Origin of the sequence: Rhizobium sp. WYCCWR 11152 (genome assembly GCF_013087615.1) — a bacterium.
Classification (GTDB): Bacteria; Pseudomonadota; Alphaproteobacteria; order Rhizobiales; family Rhizobiaceae; genus Rhizobium; species Rhizobium indicum.
On the sequence record NZ_JABFCP010000020.1, the window covers coordinates 315,635 to 333,612 of the forward strand.

The window sequence follows — 17,978 nt, forward strand, 5'->3', positions numbered from 1 at the left end:
TTGACAACTATATGCTGTTTGCACATAAAAGCACGTCAACCCGGAACGATGCCTCCCATGGACATGCAACTCGCGCCTGCGCCGCTCGTGACGGATCCTCGTCGCCGGCTTATCCTCTTCTTCTTTCTGATGACCGCCATGTTCATGGCGACGCTCGATAATCAGATCGTCTCCACGGCGCTGCCGACGATCGTTGGCGAATTCGGCCATCTCGAGCGCTTCGGCTGGATCGGCTCGGCCTATCTCCTGTCGCTCAGCGCCGTCATGCCGGTCTACGGCAAGCTCGGCGATCTGTTCGGCCGCAAATACGTGATGATGACGGCGATCATGATCTTCACCGTCGGATCTACAGTCTGCGGCCTTGCGGTCTCGATGGACACGCTGATCGCCGCCCGTGTGCTGCAGGGCCTTGGCGGCGGCGGCATCATGGTATCGATCTTCGCCGTCAACGCCGACCTGTTCGAGCCGCGCGAGCGGGCGCGCTACCAAAGCTATTCCAGCCTCGTGCTGATGGCATCGGGCGCGATCGGCCCGGTGCTCGGCGGTACGATGAGCGATCTCTTCGGCTGGCGCTCGATCTTCCTCGTCAACGTGCCGATCGGCTTCATCGTGCTCACCGGCCTTGCCTTCATGCTGCCGTACCGCAAACCGCATCGTCGCCCCAAGATCGATTATGCCGGTGCGCTCCTGCTTGCCATGACGACGACAAGCATCGTGCTTGCGACCGACAGCAGCGAACTGTTCGGTGCATTGATTTCGCCGGAGAGTATCGGCATCGTTGTCTTCGGCATCGTCTGCGCCGTCACCTGGGTGTTCGTCGAGCGCCGCGCGCCCGAACCGATCGTTCCCCTGCAGCTGTTTCGCAATTCGACCTTCAGCCTGCTCCTGGTGATCTCGATCATGGGCGGCGCCATCGCCATCGGCATGGTCAATTATCTCGCCCTCTTCCTGCAGACCACGACCGGCCTTTCGCCGTCGGCCGCCGGCCTGCTCTTCATCCTTCTGACCGGCGGCCTCGTCTGCGGGTCGCTTTCCGCAGGCCGCATCATCTCGAAGACGGGGCGCTACAAGCCCTTCGCCATCGCAAGCCTCACCTGCAGCGCCATCGCCTTTGCGCTGATGTCGCAGATTCACGCCGGAACGCCGATCGCCTTCATCGGCGCGGTCATGATGCTGCACGGCATCGGCATCGGTCTTGCCCAGCAGGTTCCCGTCATCGGCGTACAGAATGCAGCACCCGCCCGCGACGTCGGGGCCGCCACCGGCTCGGTGACGTTGTCGCGCATGGGCGGCGCCTCGATCGCCATTTCCATCTATGGCGCCATCATCGCCTCTGAGCTCGGCAAGGTCGGCGTCTCCATTCCCGGCGTCGCCGATATCAAGCAGCTGACGCCGAAAATGATGGCCGCCCTTCCCGAAGCGAGCCGCCAGGCCGTCGCCGATACCTATGCCGCCGCTTTCTCGCCGCTCTTCATGACTTCCTGCGCCATTGCGCTGATCGGCCTTGCCGCCGCCATCATGCTGAAACCCGTACAACTGCCCCGCGCCGGCGAGGCGACGAAGCCGCAACCGGCGACGGCGGAAGCCGCCGAATAGTCGAATCGTTACCTGCGAGAGAATGCTTCATCAGGAGGCGTTCCCTCTCGATGCCTGTATCAAGGGTTGCAATTTTCTCGGAGGACTGTCGCTATCGAGCCGGTTGCTTCAATCGGGCCGTTCTTTTTCCGCGCCGCCGTCGAATCTCGGCTTTGTGACGGAACTTTCGCCATAATTTCATCCGAGCGAAAGGAAGCCTTAATGCCTGAGGCTTGCTAAAATGCAACGGCGCCACATTTAAACAGAGTCTCGCTATGCAACCGATGCGTAAATCAGCTACAGCAACGACTTGTATCGGCCGATTGTGCAGCGCGAGATCAGGGGTGCGCACCTGTTGAGTTCCCCTTGCCACGGTCGGTCTGAATCTGCGGCAAACCGGCAAAACAGCGACATGATGCGGAGAATCAGACTGGACAGCTTGACGACGTGGAAATCGCCCGCGCTTTCCAGTGATGCCATCTCCGCGCCGCGGCGCTTCGCGCGTCGCATGATGCTGCTTTCGGCCCTCGCAATGGCGCTGAATGGCTGTCAATCGCTGATCGACCAATCCTATCAGCCCAGTGTTTCGCCTTCATCCAATCCGCAGATCGTCGACGAGGTGCAGAAGAACGATCCGCGCGCGGCGATGGGTGCTCGTGAGCATCCGCGCATCGTGGCGAGCTACGGCGGCGAATACAAGGACGCCAAAACCGAGCGCCTCGTCGCCCGCATCGCCGGCGCGCTGACGGCGGTGTCGGAAAATCCGAGCCAGTCCTACCGCATCACCATCCTGAATTCGCCGGCGATCAACGCCTTCGCGCTGCCGGGCGGTTATCTCTATGTTACCCGCGGCCTGCTCGCCCTTGCCAACGACGCCTCGGAAGTCGCCGCCGTGCTGTCGCACGAAATGGGCCATGTGACCGCGAACCACGGCATCGAGCGGCAGAAGCGCGAAGAGGCTGAGGTCATCGCCAGCCGCGTCGTCGCCGAGGTCCTCTCCAGCGACATCGCCGGCAAACAGGCGCTTGCCCGCGGCAAGCTGCGGCTCGCCGCTTTCTCCCGCCAGCAGGAGCTTCAGGCCGATGTCATCGGCGTGCGCATGCTCGGCGAAGCCGGCTACGACCCCTATGCCGCCGCCAGGTTCCTCGATTCGATGGCCGCTTACAGTCGCTTCATGTCGGTTGATCCCGAAGCCGACCAGAGCCTTGACTTCCTGTCGAGCCATCCGAATTCGGCCCAGCGCATAGAACTTGCCCGCACCCACGCCCGCGCCTTCGGCCAGGAAGGCTCGGTCGGCGACAAGGGTCGCAATTATTATCTCGACGGCATAGACGGACTGCTCTACGGCGACAGCCCGGAAGAAGGCTATGTGCGCGGCCAGACCTTCCTGCATGGCGGTCTCGGCATCCGCTTCGACGTGCCGCCGGATTTCCACATCGACAACAAGGTCGAAGCGGTGATGGCCACCGGCCCGAACGACATTGCCGTCCGCTTCGACGGCGTCGCCGACAATCAGAACCAGAGCCTCACCAACTACATCTCCAGCGGCTGGGTGACCGGGCTCGACCCGTCGACCATCCAGCCGATCACCATCAATGGCATGGAAGCAGCCACCGCGCGCGCCAGCGCCGACCGCTGGGATTTCGATGTGACCGTGATCCGCAACAATTCGCAGATCTTCCGGTTCCTGACCGCCGTGCCGAAAGGCAGCGGCGCCCTTGAGCCAACGGCGAATGTCCTGCGCGCGAGTTTCCGCCGCATGACGCCGGCAGAGGCCGCCTCGCTGAAGCCGCTGCGCATCCGCGTCGTCACCGTCCGGCCGGGCGAGAACATCTCGACACTGGCCGCCCGCATGATGGGCACAGACCGCAAGCTCGATCTCTTCAAGCTCATCAACGCCCTGCCCACGGGTGCAGCCGTTGCAACAGGCGATCGCGTCAAGATCATCGCCGAATAAAAGAGGCCCGGCTTGCGCCGGGCCAGTCTGTGCTGCTGGAGGGGATAAAACATCTGGCGCAAAACTGTGCGGCGGTTTTGCGACAATGACCTAAAGCGCGACGCGCTTTCGGTTCAGGCGTAGGCCGCCATATGCGGATCGGCGCTGACGAGCGCGCTGCGAAGCTTCTCCATCGCCCGGCTTTCGATCTGACGCACGCGCTCCTTGGAAATGCCGAGATCGGCACCCAGCTCTTCGAGCGTGGCACCATCTTCCGCCAGTCGTCGGGCGCTGATGATCTTCATCTCGCGTTCGTTGAGATGTTTCAGCGCCGAGGCGAGCCAGACGCGGCGGCGTTCGCCGTCGATCATGTTGGACACCTGCTCGTCCGGCAGGGGATCGTCGCTGACGAGGAAGTCCATCTTCTCCGCGCTCTCGGCATCGCCGGAGACCGAAGGCGCCTGCAGCGAAGCGTCGTTGCCGGAAAGCCTGGCATCCATCGTCTGCACATCGGAGAGGCTGACGCCGAGGGCCGCGGCGATTTCCTGGTGAATGGATTGCAGCGTCAGTTGGGTGTCGCCCTTGGCGAGCTTGGCGCGCAGACGGCGCAGATTGAAGAACAGCGCTTTTTGCGCCGAACTCGTGCCGCCGCGCACGATCGACCAGTTGCGCAGGATATAATCCTGGATCGACGCCCTGATCCACCAGCTTGCATAGGTGGAAAAGCGGACGTCGCGTTCCGGCTCGAAGCGGGCGGCGGCCTCGAGCAAACCGACATAGCCCTCCTGCACCAGATCGCTCATCGGCAGGCCGAAATTGCGGAACTTGCCGGCCATCGATATGACGAGGCGCATATGAGCCATGGCGATCTGGTTGCGCGCGCCGCGGTCGTCATGATCCTTCCAACGGGTGGCGAGATCGTGCTCTTCCTGGCGGGCGAGATAAGGCGCGGCCATCGCGATTTTGATCATGCGCCGATCTGCAGACATGTTCTTCATTTCGATCTCCCGAAACAGGCCTCTCTCGCCCTGAAATGAACAATAAAACTCATCTTCCGGAACATCGCTGTCCGGATTGAATGGGGTTCTGAATGCATAAAAGCCTCGCCCCTGGACTTTTCAGGGGGAGGCCCTATTTCTCATCATGTGCCGGTAAGACGGCCGGGCTGGACCTGTTTCTTCACTTTGCCGGATGGGCAATATAGAAAAGGCATGATCCGCTCCTCATCGAACATTGACGGAATAGCAGTTCGCCCGTTGAGGCCGTTGCCCGACGAGCAGTTCGCAATTACGTGTGATAAACGCGGCAGTCGGGAAAAAGTTCCAATAAAAAAACCCGGCTCGAAGGCCGGGTTTTTTGATAGAAGACAGGCGTCGCTTTTATGCGGCTTCGTCCTGTGAATCGTCTTCTTCGATCGCCTTGCCGCGCTTCGGACCCTTGTTGAGATTGGTCTCGACGAGGCGAACGGCTTCGGTTTCCGACATCTTGTTGACAGCGGCGATTTCGCGCGCCATGCGGTCGAGCGCAGCCTCATAAAGCTGGCGCTCGGAATAGGACTGCTCGGGCTGGTTCTCGGCACGATAGAGATCGCGCACGACTTCAGCGATGGAAATCAGGTCGCCGGAATTGATCTTGGCATCATATTCCTGGGCGCGGCGGGACCACATGGTGCGCTTGACGCGCGCCTTGCCCTGCACGACCTTCAAAGCACGCTCGACGAAATCCGTTTCCGAAAGCTTGCGCATACCAATGCTCATCGCCTTCGCGACCGGAACCTTCAGACGCATCTTGTCCTTCTCGAAATCGATAACGAAAAGTTCGAGCTTCATGCCGGCAACTTCTTGCTCTTCGATAGCGGTGATGGTACCGACGCCATGAGCGGGGTAGACGATCGATTCACCGGTCTTGAAGCCGTGACGTGCTGTAGAAGGCTTTTTCTGCTGAGTCGTCATTCTATTCAAAAACTCCCTGTTACGCTTCCGGCGGCGGCCGGAGCCGGGTCAGTCAGGCCCGGGTGAGACGGTAGTATCCGTCGGGTGACTTCACTCTGGTCCCATCGGGCAAAAGCAAAGACTTCTTGCGCACGATCTTGGGACCCGGCGCTCAAAGCGTTGATATGTCACGGAAACCGTGTACGGATTTGTTTTGCTTTCGTGATGGTTTTGGGCATGCGTCATGCCACAAATGGAACAGTAGACGAAACCTATCATAAAAATATGAGGAAATCAATAATTTGCTTCGCTTGAGTCATGCGGGCAACACATGTCACCCATATGCCTCACGCAGCTTTTAAAAACGTTTCGCCCCGCGGCCGCCCGAATCCGGGGGCCGAATGTGGGTGCTGTCTCAATCGCCGGAACCGGGCTTCTCCGAAAAATACTTCTCGAATTTTCCGGTCTCGCCATCCATTTCCTTGGCCTCGGGCAACGGGTCCTTCTTGACCGTGATATTCGGCCAGTTCGTGGCATATTCGGTATTGATCTTCAGCCATTTGTCGAGGCCCGGCTCGGTATCGGGCTTGATCGCCTCGGCGGGACATTCAGGTTCGCAGACGCCGCAATCGATGCACTCGTCGGGATGGATGACGAGGAAATTCTCGCCCTCATAAAAGCAGTCGACAGGGCAGACTTCCACGCAATCGGTGTATTTGCACTTGATGCAATTGTCGGTCACGACATAGGTCATGAAGAACTCCAGGATTTCCATGCGGATGGGGCCGGGCAACCTGGAACGTCGCGCCTATCCCCGTGCCGGAGGAAAAGCGTGAGCAGGCTTGGGAGGCAAGCACGCTTCCGGCAGGTTGTCAGTGACCTATCGGCTTTATCGCCGGATTTCAAGGATAAACGATCTGCAAAAGCCGCCGCCGCAGACAGAGTTTTCTAATCCTCGTCCGACATCAGCCTGTCGATTGCACGTCTTTCCTTTTTGGTCGGACGGCCGGTGCCGGTCGCCCGGATCGCCTGCTCGTAGGCCGTGAGACGTTTTGCCTCATCGGGCGGCGGGGATTGGTCGTCGTAGAGCAGGCGCGCCTCTTCGTAAGGCCCCCGCCGTTCGCCGGCAAGGCGCATGACGAGAACGACATCGCGCCGCTCCAGCGTTAGCTCGATACGGTCGCCCGGCTTGACCATCTGGCTTGGATGGCTGCAACGCTCGCCGTTGATGCGCACATGGCCCGATTGGATATGGCTCTGCGCCAGCGAGCGCGACTTCACCATGCGCGCGAAGAACAGCCACTTGTCGATGCGCTGGCGCGAACCGCTTGTCGGCTGTGTCTCCCCGCTCATGATTACTTCTTCATCTGCTCCTTGAGAGCTGCGAGCTTGGCGAAAGGCGAATCCGGATCGATCGGCTTCTCCTTGCGCGGCGGCTTGGCCTCGAAGCGCAACGGCTGCGAGCCGCCACGATTGTTGTTGCGGTCGTTGCGATCGTTACGCTCGCCGCGATCCTTGCGATCGCCACGGTCCTGCCGGTCACCGCGCGGCTGGTCGCCCCGTGGTTGGTTATTGCGGTCGCCTCTTGCCTGCTGCGGCCGGCCACCATCGCGACCGCCGCCTTCCTTGCCACGGTTCTGGCGATTGTTGTCGCGGCCGTCGCCATTGCGATTGCCCTCGCCGCCTTCACCGCCGCCCGGCCGGCGATTGCGGTCGCCGCGCTCCTGGTTCTGACCGCGCTGCTCGCCCTGGCCGCCACGGCGTTCGCCATGCCCGCCGCGCGCCTGGCGCTGATTGTCGTTGCGACCGCCAAGACGCCACAGAAGAACCGGCTTCGGTTCCGTCGGCTCGCCGGCTTCCCCAGGAGCAGATCCTGCTTCCTCGGAAGCCGATACCGCTTCCGCAGGAGCGGAGGTTTCCCCGGCAGCAGAGGTTTCCGCGGGAGCGGGTGCCTCGATCGCTTCGGCCGGAGCGGGAGTTTCGACCGCTTCCGTCACCGGCGCGTCGGCGACCGCCGAAGCCGCCTCGGTTGCGGATGGCTCGGCAGCAGTCTCTTCCGCAGCGCCATCGGCATCGTCGTGATCGGCCTTCTCGGCTGTCTCTTCCGCAGGCGTTTGTGCGCTGGCGGCAGGCACCGAGGCCACGTCCTGCGCTGCAAGATGTAGTGATGCCTCTTCCGCCTTCACGGCATCGGCGCGATAGCCGAGACCCTTGAGGATTTCTTCCATGTCCTCAAGCGTCGCACCGAGGATCGACAGCATCGCCGTCGTCGTCGTGAAGCGGCGGCCATCATAGGCGCCCTCCGGACGGTTGTTTTGGCCGGGCTTCCATTGCAGCAGCGGACGGATGATATCGGCCAGCCGTTCCAGGATGTCGATGCGTACGGCTCGCTTGCCGAGGAAACGGAAGCCGGCGAGCTTGTAGAACATCCGCTCGAAGGTCGGATCCGTGACGACGGAGGTGCGGCCGGCGGCCAGCACCGGAATGAGATCACCGTAGCCGGGCTTGTCGAGACCGTCGTTCTTCAGCGCCCAGAGCAGCGTGATGAGCTCGGCCGGCGCCGGCTTCAGAAGTGCGGGAACGAAGATATGATAGGCGCCGAAACGCACGCCGTAGCGGCGCATGGAGGCACGGGCCTCCTGGTCCAGCGACTTCACCTCTTCGGTCACGTCGCGGCGGAAGAGCACCCCGAGATTCTCGACGAGCTGGAAGGCAAGCCCTTTGGCAAGGCCCTGCAGATCCTCGGCGCGCGACAGATCATCGAGCGGCTTCAGCACCGTGCTGATATGATGATTGACGAAGCGCTCGATGCGGGCGGCGACGTGATCGCGGGCATTGCCCGTCAGTTGTTCGTCGGCCAGCAGGATCACGCGCGGACGCATGATGTGATCGCTGCCCGAAAGCCGCGCCACCGGGTCGCCCAGCCAACGGATCAACCCATCCGAACCGATCACCAGATCGCTGTTGCCGGCGGCATGCATCCGGGCCGCGCGGGCTTCGAACTCGAGCCCGAGCGCCTTCTGCGACGCAGCCTGAACCGCCTTGGCATCCGGTCCGTCCGTTCCCGCCACCGGCGTGAAACGGAACCCGCTCAATTGCCCTACATGATGTCCTTCAACGAAGACATCGCCATTCACACTGATTTCAGCTTCCAGCATCGCATTCTCTCTCAGGCGCTTCATGAGCACAGATGTCCTGCGATCAACAAAGCGTTTCGTCAACCTTTCATGTAACGCGTCGGACAATCGATCTTCGATTTCCCGCGTCTTTTCCTGCCAGTGTGTCGGATCGGCAAGCCAACCGGGCCGATTCGAAACGTAGGTCCAGGTCCTTATCTGCGCGATTCGCGCCGAAAGCGTGTCAATTTCCCCATCTGTTCGATCGGAGCGATGAACCTGCTCCGCAAGAAACTGCTCATTCACCGTGCCATAGCGGACAAGATCGGAAAAGAGGGTCGAGATAAGATCGGCATGTTGTGCTGGGGTGATACGCCGATAATCGGGAAGCGCGCAAGCCTCCCAGAGTTTTTCGACGCGCGCCGGCCTGTCGGCAAGATCGATGACCTCGGGATAGCGCGAAAGCTGTTCCAGCGCCTGCTGGTCGACCGCAGGCAACGCCCGCGTCAGCCCCGGCACGCGCGGTCCCACCTCAAGGCTGGCGCGCAGCGATGCGATTGAGGAGAAGTCCATCTCCGTCGTCCGCCACTGCAAAACCTTGACGTTGTCGAATTCGTGCCCCTCGATGCGCTGCACCAGTTCGTCGTCGAAGGGCGAGACTTGCCCGGTGACGCCGAAGGTACCGTCCCGCACATGCCGTCCGGCGCGCCCGGCGACCTGGCCGAGTTCGCCCGGATTGAGATTGCGGAACTGGTAACCGTCGAATTTCCGGTCCTGGGCAAAGGCGACGTGATCGACATCGAGGTTGAGGCCCATGCCGATCGCATCGGTCGCCACCAGATATTCGACGTCGCCCGCCTGATAGAGCGCCACCTGCGCATTGCGGGTGCGTGGGCTGAGCGCGCCGAGCACGACCGCCGCGCCACCGCGCTGCCGGCGAATAAGCTCGGCGATGGCGTAGACCTCGTCGGCAGAGAAGGCGACGATGGCCGAGCGCTGCGGCAGTCGGGTGATCTTCTTCTGCCCGGCATAGAAAAGATGCGAAAGCCGCGGCCGCTCGACGATAGTGATGCCGGGCAGGAGCTGCTGCAGGATCGGCCGCATCGTTGCCGCGCCGAGCAGCAGCGTTTCCTCGCGGCCGCGAAGATGCAGGATGCGGTCGGTGAAGATATGGCCGCGTTCGAGATCGCCGGCGAGCTGCACCTCGTCGATCGCGACGAAGGCGGCCTTGGTCTCGCGCGGCATCGCTTCGACAGTGCAGACGGAAAAACGCGCATTGGGCGGCGAAATCTTTTCCTCGCCGGTGACCAGCGCCACATTCTGCGCGCCGACCTTCTCTACCACCCGCGTATAGACCTCGCGCGCCAGAAGCCGAAGTGGCAGGCCGATCACGCCCGTCCCGTGCGCAACCATGCGCTCGATGGCATAATGGGTCTTGCCGGTATTGGTCGGCCCGAGCACCGCGGTCACACCGCGCCCGCTCAGAATCATCGGCTGCGAAATCAGAGTCATGAGTCCATGCAAATGAGGCGGGTGGCCCCAGGAAAATCTCGGCTCCTCGATGGAAGCTGGACAACACATGGACAGCTGCCGTCGCAAACGCAAGGGCAGATTTCAAAATGCATCGGGGATTACGACCTTTGCGAGTCCCGTGGAACGCCCGAATTTCCGATTCGGAACAGCGCAAGAACGAATCAGCGACGAATCGATGACTCCCGCTGATTCAGCTTTTGTTCACGGCTAAGTATTGATTTTGAATCACTTTTTCCCACTAGATGCTGAATCGCGAGACTCTCACCTGTTCATATTTTCGCTATCGCGACTCCGCAATTCCCGCCCGATCTTGGATAGGCGAAAATCCGCCCGAAATTAACCTCTCGACCAAAGCCGGAACGAATCGGAGACGAATCGCTGACTCCGCCGTTTTCGCCTTTCGTTCACGCCCACATCTTGTGGCGCTATCAGGTCCAGGTCCTAGATGCGCATGGGCGGCAGATCCTTCGCCCCGCCCTCGTCGAATCGGCATTAATCTTTCGGAAACCGGATTCAGACGGCGTTAAGTCGCAGCGTTAACTCAGGGGCGGCCACCTCGCCGATCAAAAACGGAACGAATCGCTGACGAATCGGCGACATCGCGATTTTCCCGCTTTGTTCACCGCAACATATTGTATTTAAATGTCTTTTTAACCATAGCGGCAATTTTCGGAAATGACGGAAATTAAACCGTGAATCAGGCTTCGTCACATTTCCAGAGCTTAACCGGGAACAAAAATCGCCAATACGTGTTTCCAGTCCATCCAAATTGCGGATGAAATGAAGGAAACACACCATGCTTGGCACGATACTACTTGTTATCCTCATTCTGCTCTTGATTGGAGCCTTGCCGAATTGGGGTTATAGCCGTGGCTGGGGCTATGGACCTTCTGGCGGTTTGGGGCTAGTTCTCGTGATTATCATTATCCTTGTACTAATGGGCCGCGTCTAAAGGCCAACTAACCTGGGGAGTTACGACATGATGAAGAAGATTGTTCTTATTGGTGCGCTCGTGGGCGCACTCGCATCTTGCACAGCGACCGAGCAAGGCACGGCGATCGGCGCCGGCACTGGCGCTGTTATCGGCGGTGTCGTCACCAACAGCTGGGGTGGTGCCGCCGTCGGCGCCGTTGCCGGCGGTCTGACTGGCGCTCTGATCGGCCAGTCGGTCGAACGCCGCGGCTACTGCGTCTATCGCGACCGCTACGGTCGCCGCTATGAGGCTCGTTGCCGCTGATCGGCACAAGCATATCGGACTCCCAACGGGCGCTTCGGCGCCCGTTTTCTTTGCCGGTCGTATCCGTCAACGAGACGTTGACAATCGGTTGCGAAAGTCAAATCTAGCGCCGCCCAACGGGCAGGCACATATTTCCTTCAGAGCATGATGTCGAAAAGTGTGAGCGGTTTTCGGACGACATCATGCTCTCACTGTAAATGTAGAACAGGATGATTTTAGGCCGACCCGGCCTAAGATCATCCTGTTTTGGAGCGCAACGGACAGGCAGAGCCGCCCGGCGCACCGGAAAGGAAACGCTTCCATGATTCAGATTTTGCTGAATTCCCTCGTCGCCGTTCTCATCGCGTCGGCTTTCCTGACAACCGCAATATCAGCCCTCAGCGCCAATGATCTTTCGCTGCGCAAAGTGCCGGCCAGAGTTCGGCCACAGCGACGTCCGAACACAGACCGCCGCTCTTGATCTTCTCGAAACAGCGCGACTGCTCCGGCCACAAAATCGCAACCGGCATCACGAGACGCCCATAAACAGCGATGGCGCGATCCTGCCGGACGCGCCATCGCTTTGAATCTAATTCCTAATGTCGACGTGAAGACAGAAAGCCTAGGCGAAGAACTGTCCGCCATTGGCCGTCAGCGTCGAACCGGTGATGAAGCCGGCATCGTCGGAGACGAGGAAGGTGACGCAGCGCGCGATCTCTTCCGGTTCGCCGAGCCGGCCGACGGGGATCTGCGGAATGATACGTTCGTTCAGCACCTTCTCCGGCACGGCAAGCACCATTTCCGTTCCGATGTAACCGGGGCAAATGGCGTTGACGGTGATGTTCTTGTTCGCCCCCTCCTGAGCCAGCGCCTTGGTAAAACCGAGATCGCCCGCCTTGGCCGCCGAATAATTCACTTGGCCCATCTGGCCCTTTTGGCCGTTGATCGACGAGATATTGACGATACGGCCGAAGCTGCGGTCACGCATGCCGGTCCAGACCTGATGCGTCATGTTGAACAGGCCGGTGAGGTTGGTATTGATCACCTCGTGCCATTGCTGCTGCGTCATCTTGTGGAACATCGCGTCGCGGGTGATGCCAGCATTGTTGACGAGGATTTCGACCGGGCCGATCTCGCTTTCGACCCTGGCAATTCCCTCGCCGCAGGCGAGATAATCCGAAACATCCCATTTGAACACCGGAACGCCGGTAACGTCGTGGAAGGCTTTGGCCTTCTCGTCGTTGCCGGCATAGCTGGCGGCGACCCTGTATCCGGCATTTCTCAGTGCCATGGATATTGCCGCGCCGATGCCGCGTGTACCCCCGGTGACCAAAGCCACTCTGCTCATGTTCCGCTCCCCTTTTGTTTTTCGCCCCGCCGCTTGGCGGGATCTTCAATCAAACATGGATCGTATGCTATTTAAAGCGCTTCAAAGCACATGGCCACACCCATGCCACCCCCGATGCAAAGCGTGGCGAGACCCTTCTTGGCGCCGCGGCGCTTCATTTCGAACAGCAGCGTGTTGAGAACGCGCGCACCGGAGGCGCCGATCGGATGGCCGATCGCGATCGCTCCGCCATTGACGTTGACGATCGACGGATCCCACCCGAGATCCTTGGTGACGGCACAGGCTTGCGCCGCGAAGGCCTCATTGGCTTCGACGAGATCGAGATCGTTGACCGACCAGCCGGCCTTTTCGAGCGCCTTGCGCGAAGCCGGGATCGGTCCGGTGCCCATGATCTGCGGATCGACACCCGCTGTTGCCCAGGAAACGATGCGGGCGAGCGGCTGGACGCCGCGCCGGACCGCCTCCGCTTCGCTCATCAGCACCGCCACAGCGGCACCGTCGTTGAGGCCGGACGCGTTCGCGGCCGTGACCGTGCCGTCCTTGTCGAAGGCCGGGCGCAGCTTCCCCATCGCCTCGATAGTCGCGCCGTGACGGATATATTCGTCAGCATCGACCGTAACGTCGCCCTTACGTGTCTTGATGACGTAGGGGATGATCTCGTCGACAAAGCGACCGGCCTTCTGCGCTGCCTCCGCCTTGTTCTGCGAACTGACGGCGAACTGATCCTGGTCGTCGCGCGAAAGCTGCCACTGGCGCGCAACATTCTCGGCGGTGATGCCCATGTGGTAGCCGTGGAAAGCGTCGGTCAAGCCGTCCTTGATCATCGTGTCGATCATCGTCATGTCGCCCATCTTGACGCCGCCGCGTAAGTGCGCGGCATGCGGGGCCATCGACATGGATTCCTGGCCGCCGGCAACGATGATCTTGGCGTCGCCGGTGGCGATCTGCTGCATGCCGAGCGCGACGGCGCGCAAGCCCGAGCCGCAGAGCTGGTTAACGCCCCAGGCCGTCGCTTCCTGCGGAATGCCGGCCTTCATCGCCGCCTGGCGGGCCGGGTTCTGACCCTCGCCGGCGGCAAGCACCTGGCCGAGGATGACCTCATCCACCTCGCCGGCATCGACGCCGGCACGCTCAAGCGCGCCCTTGATGACGGCCGCCCCGAGCTCATGCGCGAGGACCGTCGCGAAAGCACCGTTGAAGGCGCCGACTGCTGTTCGCCCTGCGCTGGCGATGACGATGGATGGATTGCTCATGGGGACGCTCCTCGTTTTCGTCTCACTTACATAAGTGGAAACTGGCAAAGCTTGGAGCACAAGTCAAACGCGAAGACCGGCTGCTGTCATTTTTCGGCAAAGCCTTTCAAAGCCCAATTCATCTGCTCTGTTAAAGGTTTGCCGCATCGCACAAAGAGATTGTCACCGGCCTTCTTTTGCGTTTACAGTCTCAAGTGGAGGAATATCCATAAATCAGACGGGGGTTCAGGAGACTGATATGGCGAAGCATGAGGGTCAGATCGTTATCAAGAAATACGCCAATCGCCGCCTATACAACACAGGCACCAGCACCTATGTGACGCTGGAAGACCTGGCGGAGATGGTGAAGAAGGGCGAAGAATTTAACGTACAAGATGCAAAAAGCGGAGATGACATCACCCATTCGGTGCTGACCCAGATCATCTTCGAACAGGAATCGAAGACCGGCAACACATTGCTCCCGATCTCCTTCCTGCGCCAGCTCATCACCTATTACGGCGACCAGATGCAAATGGTCGTGCCGAGCTTTCTCGAACATTCGATGCGCTCCTTCACCGAACAACAGGCCCAGATGCGCGAGCAAGTAAACCGCGCCTTCGGCGAAACGCCGCTCGGCAAGAACCTGCAGTTGCCGATGCAGATGGTCGAGGACCATGTTCGCCGCAACACCGAGCTGTTTCAGCAGGCGATGCAGATGTTCTCGCCCTTCATGACGCCGCCTGCCAAGGAAAGCCGCAAGGCCGAGGCCAAGGATATCGATGAGCTGAAGGACCAGCTCCGCGCCCTTCAGAACAAACTCGACAACCTATAATCCGATCGAGACATCCCGCCCGGCGCTTCGGATCGATACGGCAAAACCGCCGATGACATCGATCAGAGCGATCGTCATCAAAATGAAGAAGACCTGCGTCGCAGCATCCCGGACGAGCAAAAACTCGACCAGGAAAGCGATGAACACCAGCATCGACAGCATGTGGTTGACGAGATTGCCGGGACCAGTTCTGGTCGCTTTGAGGATTTCGAAGAACAGCACGACAAGTGCGATGACGATGAAAAGATCACCGAGCGCCATGCTCCAGATCGCGCCCGAGATCATCGACAGCACGATGATATCATGTTGCAGTGCTGGAATGCCGCCATTGCCCATCAGGCCTAGCATCGCAAGATTGTAAAGAATAAATGGGATAATCATCAGGGGCATGGCGGCTATCATCGGCAATCTCCCAGTGCATCATGGAACAATACTGCCGCAAACCCTTGCCCCACCGCAAGTCATTGCAAATATTATATTGTCGAAATGCAAAAGGCCGGCGTGACGCCGGCCTTGAAACTTCGATCGGACAAGCCGGATCGGGAAATTATGCGCTTTCCTTCGGCGTCAGAACCTGGCGTCCGCGATACATACCGGTCTTCAGATCGATATGATGCGGGCGGCGCAGTTCGCCGGAATTCTTGTCTTCGACGTAGGTCGGAGCCTTCAGGGCGTCTGCCGAACGGCGCATACCGCGCTTGGACGGGCTTGTTTTTCTCTTCGGTACAGCCATTTCTCTTACTCCACTTGCGGGCAAAACATTCCCACGGCCACACCGGCGGCCGAAACGGACATGTCGCGATTTCGGAATTTGGCGCGCTTATACATGCAAGGGGTGACCTTGACCAGTCCCCATGCGTATTTTTTGCAAAGCCGATGATTCCAGGCTCAGACTTCGTCTTCCGGCACGATCCAGGGCTCGGCGCGGGCCGCCTCTTCCCATTTCCGCCAGGCCGGATGCGCCTTCATGGTCTCCATATAGGCCAGCGTATCGTTTTGGCTGACGAGATCATAGATTTCGAACCGGTTGACGACAGGCGCAAACATCGCATCCGCCCCGCTGAACGCGCCAAACAGAAACGGTCCGCCGGATTGCTGCAGGAGGTCGCGCCAGATCGTCTCGATGCGGCTGATATCGGCGTCGACACCATCCGGCAACGCGATCTTGCCCTTCGGCCGGCGGATATTCATCGGGCAGGCACCGCGCAGCGCCCGGAAGCCCGAAAGCATTTCCATCGAAACCGAACGGGCGAGCGCCCGCTCGGCGCGATCCCTCGGCAGAAGGCCGGCGTCCGGATAAAGCTCGGCGACATATTCGATGATCGCCAGCGATTCCCAGATCTTCAATGCGCCGTGCTGCAGAAGTGGTACTCGCCCGGTCGGTGAGACCGCCTTGATATCGGGGTTGCCACCAGGATAGTCGAAGGGGATCAGGACTTCCTCGAAATCGACGCCGGCGCCCGTCAGCGCCATCCACGGCCGGAACGACCAGGAGGAATAGTTCTTGTTGGCGATGTAGAGCGTCGGTCTATCCATGGGCTTCTCCCGTTCAGGCTTCAAAATCGAAGATCAACAATTCGTGGAAATGGTTCATGTCCTCGAACAGGCAGAATGCCGGCGGGGTCAGCTCGAAAACAGGGGCCTTGCGGCGGACATCGTCGGCCACGTTGTCGAGCATTGCCTGCCATCGCGGCAAGGCTTCGTCCTCCAACCGTTCGATCGCATAGGCGAAGGTCATGTGGAACTTATAGTCCTCATGGTTCGGCTGGCGATAGCCCAGAAGCTCGGCCAGCGCATTGCGCCAGGCGCGCATGACCTTGCGGTCTCTCTCCGTCGCCCCGTCGACGAGCAGGCCCGACGGGCGAGCTTCGACGATGGCGACCTTGAAGGGATCGGCCATCGAGAAACCTTCGAGCCGGGCCGCCATCAGCGCTATCATGTCGTCGATCGGCGTATCGAGAGGCAGGTCGCCCGGCCAGCAATCCTGGCGGCGCCTGGTCTCGATGACACCTTCGAAAAGTGTCATGTGAATGCTTGATATCGGCGTGAAGAGGAACTGCGGGGCTTCGGGCATCGCCAGATATTTCTCACGCGCCTCGATCAGCACCGCCTGCGTTTGCGAACCCTTCTCGATATGGCAAACGATGGTGTTGCCGGCTTCCGGCAGAAAGCCGCCGACCTTGCGATAACGGCTGCCGAGATGGGCGGGCGGGGTTGGATTGTGCCTCTTCGAATAAAAGAGAAGCTCGGGCGAAAATGTCGTGATGGTCATGGGCGACTCGGGGGCTCTGGTTGGACTGCATTCGCCCATATGGCAGAACCAAGAATGTCAGATGACACTTGCCACGTCTCGAGCACGATACCGAAAAGTGTGAGCGGTTTTCGGACGACATCCTGTTCTAACGATAAGTTCTGATCTCAATCATAGATGCACCTGATGTAATCGCCCGAACCTTGTGCGCGTCTCTCGATTACGCCGGCGAGCCGGCGAAGACCTCGTCCGGGCTTGCCGGCATTGCGGTCGATCGGGTTCGGCAGCGAGACGGCAAGCAGCGATGCCTGGCGCCGCGTCAGCTTCGAGGCCGGCACCTTGAAATGATGCTGGGCCGCCGCCTCGATACCGTAAATGCCGGGACCCCATTCGGCGATATTGAGATAGATTTCCATCAGCCGCCGTTTCGACAGGACGAAATCCGTGCTCACCGCGAGCGGAAGTTCCAGCGCCTTGCGCACGAAGGAGCGGCCGTTCCAGAGGAAGAGGTTTTTCGCCGTCTGCATCGGGATGGTGCTGCCGCCACGTGTCGCCTGACCTTTCAGCGTATCCTCGACCAGCATGCGCATTTCCGCCCAGTCGACACCGCCGTGAAAGCAATATTGCCCGTCCTCCGACATCATCACCGACTGCACCACAACCGGGGCAATGTTATCAAGCGACACCCATTGCCTGTCATAACCCCGCAGCAGCACGAGATCGCGCAGCATCAGCGTCGAGACGGGATGAATGAAAGGCAGCAGATAGAAAAAGATCAGCGCATAGGGAAGAATCAGCAAGACGAGTACGGCAAGAACAATGCGTTTCAACACACGCCCGTCTCCGAACCATCGCCGACGAGCCGGCATGTCGACGCTGTCCTCTCTTTCCGGCGCTATATCCAATGTCCCCAGTCCGATTTCGCTCCTGTCGTTCTCATAACGCCTGTGCAGAGCTTATGCCAGAGTGTGCGGCGAATCTTGCTGCCGCCATCGACAATTCCGTTGC

General features: G+C 60.1%; 17 protein-coding genes. 5 read left to right on the forward strand and 12 right to left on the reverse strand.

The features are described 5' to 3' along the window. Positions 1-57 precede the first annotated feature (57 nt). Together G9X67_RS28960 and G9X67_RS28965 are read left to right on the forward strand one after the other, a co-directional pair. Positions 58-1,596 (forward strand): MDR family MFS transporter, encoded by a 1,539-nt coding sequence (locus G9X67_RS28960; RefSeq protein ID WP_171600251.1) that lies wholly within the window; start codon positions 58-60, stop codon positions 1,594-1,596. 391 nt (positions 1,597-1,987) lie between these two features. Continuing rightward, positions 1,988-3,532, forward strand: a complete 1,545-nt coding sequence (locus G9X67_RS28965; protein WP_129422071.1) for a M48 family metalloprotease — start codon at positions 1,988-1,990, stop codon at positions 3,530-3,532. A gap of 113 nt (positions 3,533-3,645) precedes the next feature. On the opposite strand, the gene G9X67_RS28970 is transcribed toward G9X67_RS28965, so the two are convergent. The 5 genes from G9X67_RS28970 to G9X67_RS28990 all read right to left on the reverse strand — a co-directional run bounded on the left by G9X67_RS28970 (position 3,646) and on the right by G9X67_RS28990 (position 10,070). After that, positions 3,646-4,509, reverse strand: coding sequence for an RNA polymerase factor sigma-32 (locus G9X67_RS28970; protein WP_012759432.1), 864 nt, complete (start codon positions 4,507-4,509; stop codon positions 3,646-3,648). Positions 4,510-4,890: 381 nt separating this feature from the next. Next, positions 4,891-5,463: a CarD family transcriptional regulator gene (locus G9X67_RS28975; protein ID WP_003543775.1), complete on the reverse strand. Its 573-nt coding sequence runs from the start codon at positions 5,461-5,463 to the stop codon at positions 4,891-4,893. A gap of 394 nt (positions 5,464-5,857) precedes the next feature. Continuing rightward, positions 5,858-6,196, reverse strand: a complete 339-nt coding sequence (gene fdxA, locus G9X67_RS28980) for a ferredoxin FdxA (protein ID WP_171600252.1) — start codon at positions 6,194-6,196, stop codon at positions 5,858-5,860. Positions 6,197-6,390: 194 nt separating this feature from the next. Next, on the reverse strand, positions 6,391-6,795 hold the full coding sequence (locus G9X67_RS28985; RefSeq protein WP_138331898.1) for an RNA-binding S4 domain-containing protein: 405 nt from the start codon (positions 6,793-6,795) through the stop codon (positions 6,391-6,393). Between the two features lie 2 nt (positions 6,796-6,797). Then, positions 6,798-10,070: a helicase-related protein gene (locus G9X67_RS28990; protein WP_171600253.1), complete on the reverse strand. Its 3,273-nt coding sequence runs from the start codon at positions 10,068-10,070 to the stop codon at positions 6,798-6,800. Positions 10,071-10,887: 817 nt separating this feature from the next. Here G9X67_RS28990 and G9X67_RS28995 point away from each other — a divergent pair. After that, positions 10,888-11,043, forward strand: coding sequence for a DUF3309 family protein (locus G9X67_RS28995; RefSeq protein ID WP_007632343.1), 156 nt, complete (start codon positions 10,888-10,890; stop codon positions 11,041-11,043). 27 nt (positions 11,044-11,070) lie between these two features. After that, positions 11,071-11,328 (forward strand): YMGG-like glycine zipper-containing protein, encoded by a 258-nt coding sequence (locus G9X67_RS29000; protein ID WP_003589657.1) that lies wholly within the window; start codon positions 11,071-11,073, stop codon positions 11,326-11,328. A gap of 601 nt (positions 11,329-11,929) precedes the next feature. On the opposite strand, the gene G9X67_RS29005 is transcribed toward G9X67_RS29000, so the two are convergent. Then, positions 11,930-12,655, reverse strand: a complete 726-nt coding sequence (locus G9X67_RS29005) for a beta-ketoacyl-ACP reductase (RefSeq protein WP_138331900.1) — start codon at positions 12,653-12,655, stop codon at positions 11,930-11,932. A gap of 71 nt (positions 12,656-12,726) precedes the next feature. Continuing rightward, positions 12,727-13,908: an acetyl-CoA C-acetyltransferase gene (locus tag G9X67_RS29010; protein ID WP_171600254.1), complete on the reverse strand. Its 1,182-nt coding sequence runs from the start codon at positions 13,906-13,908 to the stop codon at positions 12,727-12,729. Between the two features lie 238 nt (positions 13,909-14,146). Between G9X67_RS29010 and phaR the strand changes: the two genes are divergently transcribed. Further along, a complete protein-coding gene (gene phaR / locus G9X67_RS29015) occupies positions 14,147-14,719 on the forward strand; it encodes a polyhydroxyalkanoate synthesis repressor PhaR (protein WP_171600255.1) in 573 nt (190 codons plus the stop codon). Here phaR and G9X67_RS29020 read toward each other — a convergent pair. The 5 genes from G9X67_RS29020 to mtgA all read right to left on the reverse strand — a co-directional run bounded on the left by G9X67_RS29020 (position 14,714) and on the right by mtgA (position 17,875). Then, complete coding sequence (locus G9X67_RS29020; protein WP_138331901.1) at positions 14,714-15,121, reverse strand: hypothetical protein; 408 nt, start codon at positions 15,119-15,121, stop codon at positions 14,714-14,716. The two genes, phaR and G9X67_RS29020, sit on opposite strands and share 6 nt — an antisense overlap. Before the next feature lie 145 nt (positions 15,122-15,266). Continuing rightward, positions 15,267-15,452, reverse strand: a complete 186-nt coding sequence (gene rpmF / locus G9X67_RS29025) for a 50S ribosomal protein L32 (protein ID WP_003543812.1) — start codon at positions 15,450-15,452, stop codon at positions 15,267-15,269. Between the two features lie 155 nt (positions 15,453-15,607). Further along, positions 15,608-16,255, reverse strand: a complete 648-nt coding sequence (locus G9X67_RS29030; RefSeq protein ID WP_138331902.1) for a glutathione S-transferase family protein — start codon at positions 16,253-16,255, stop codon at positions 15,608-15,610. Between the two features lie 13 nt (positions 16,256-16,268). Further along, positions 16,269-16,991: a DUF1868 domain-containing protein gene (locus G9X67_RS29035; RefSeq protein ID WP_138331903.1), complete on the reverse strand. Its 723-nt coding sequence runs from the start codon at positions 16,989-16,991 to the stop codon at positions 16,269-16,271. Positions 16,992-17,137: 146 nt separating this feature from the next. Beyond that, positions 17,138-17,875 carry a monofunctional biosynthetic peptidoglycan transglycosylase gene (gene mtgA / locus G9X67_RS29040; protein ID WP_128460421.1) on the reverse strand — a complete coding sequence of 246 codons (738 nt, stop codon included), beginning with the start codon at positions 17,873-17,875 and terminating at the stop codon, positions 17,138-17,140. Positions 17,876-17,978: the final 103 nt, after the last annotated feature.

Bases quoted from the DNA above. Each gene is read 5' to 3' on its own strand.
- G9X67_RS28995 (WP_007632343.1), top strand. From the start codon at position 10,888: ATGCTTGGCACGATACTACTTGTTATCCTCATTCTGCTCTTGATTGGA.
- G9X67_RS29010 (WP_171600254.1), bottom strand. From the start codon at position 13,908: ATGAGCAATCCATCCATCGTCATCGCCAGCGCAGGGCGAACAGCAGTC.
- G9X67_RS29020 (WP_138331901.1), bottom strand. From the start codon at position 15,121: ATGATAGCCGCCATGCCCCTGATGATTATCCCATTTATTCTTTACAAT.
- G9X67_RS28970 (WP_012759432.1), bottom strand. From the start codon at position 4,509: ATGAAGAACATGTCTGCAGATCGGCGCATGATCAAAATCGCGATGGCC.
- G9X67_RS29000 (WP_003589657.1), top strand. From the start codon at position 11,071: ATGATGAAGAAGATTGTTCTTATTGGTGCGCTCGTGGGCGCACTCGCA.
- G9X67_RS29035 (WP_138331903.1), bottom strand. From the start codon at position 16,991: ATGACCATCACGACATTTTCGCCCGAGCTTCTCTTTTATTCGAAGAGG.
- fdxA (WP_171600252.1), bottom strand. From the start codon at position 6,196: ATGACCTATGTCGTGACCGACAATTGCATCAAGTGCAAATACACCGAT.
- G9X67_RS28975 (WP_003543775.1), bottom strand. From the start codon at position 5,463: ATGACGACTCAGCAGAAAAAGCCTTCTACAGCACGTCACGGCTTCAAG.
- G9X67_RS29030 (WP_138331902.1), bottom strand. From the start codon at position 16,255: ATGGATAGACCGACGCTCTACATCGCCAACAAGAACTATTCCTCCTGG.
- G9X67_RS28960 (WP_171600251.1), top strand. From the start codon at position 58: ATGGACATGCAACTCGCGCCTGCGCCGCTCGTGACGGATCCTCGTCGC.
- G9X67_RS28985 (WP_138331898.1), bottom strand. From the start codon at position 6,795: ATGAGCGGGGAGACACAGCCGACAAGCGGTTCGCGCCAGCGCATCGAC.
- rpmF (WP_003543812.1), bottom strand. From the start codon at position 15,452: ATGGCTGTACCGAAGAGAAAAACAAGCCCGTCCAAGCGCGGTATGCGC.
- G9X67_RS28965 (WP_129422071.1), top strand. From the start codon at position 1,988: ATGATGCGGAGAATCAGACTGGACAGCTTGACGACGTGGAAATCGCCC.
- G9X67_RS29005 (WP_138331900.1), bottom strand. From the start codon at position 12,655: ATGAGCAGAGTGGCTTTGGTCACCGGGGGTACACGCGGCATCGGCGCG.
- G9X67_RS28990 (WP_171600253.1), bottom strand. From the start codon at position 10,070: ATGACTCTGATTTCGCAGCCGATGATTCTGAGCGGGCGCGGTGTGACC.
- phaR (WP_171600255.1), top strand. From the start codon at position 14,147: ATGGCGAAGCATGAGGGTCAGATCGTTATCAAGAAATACGCCAATCGC.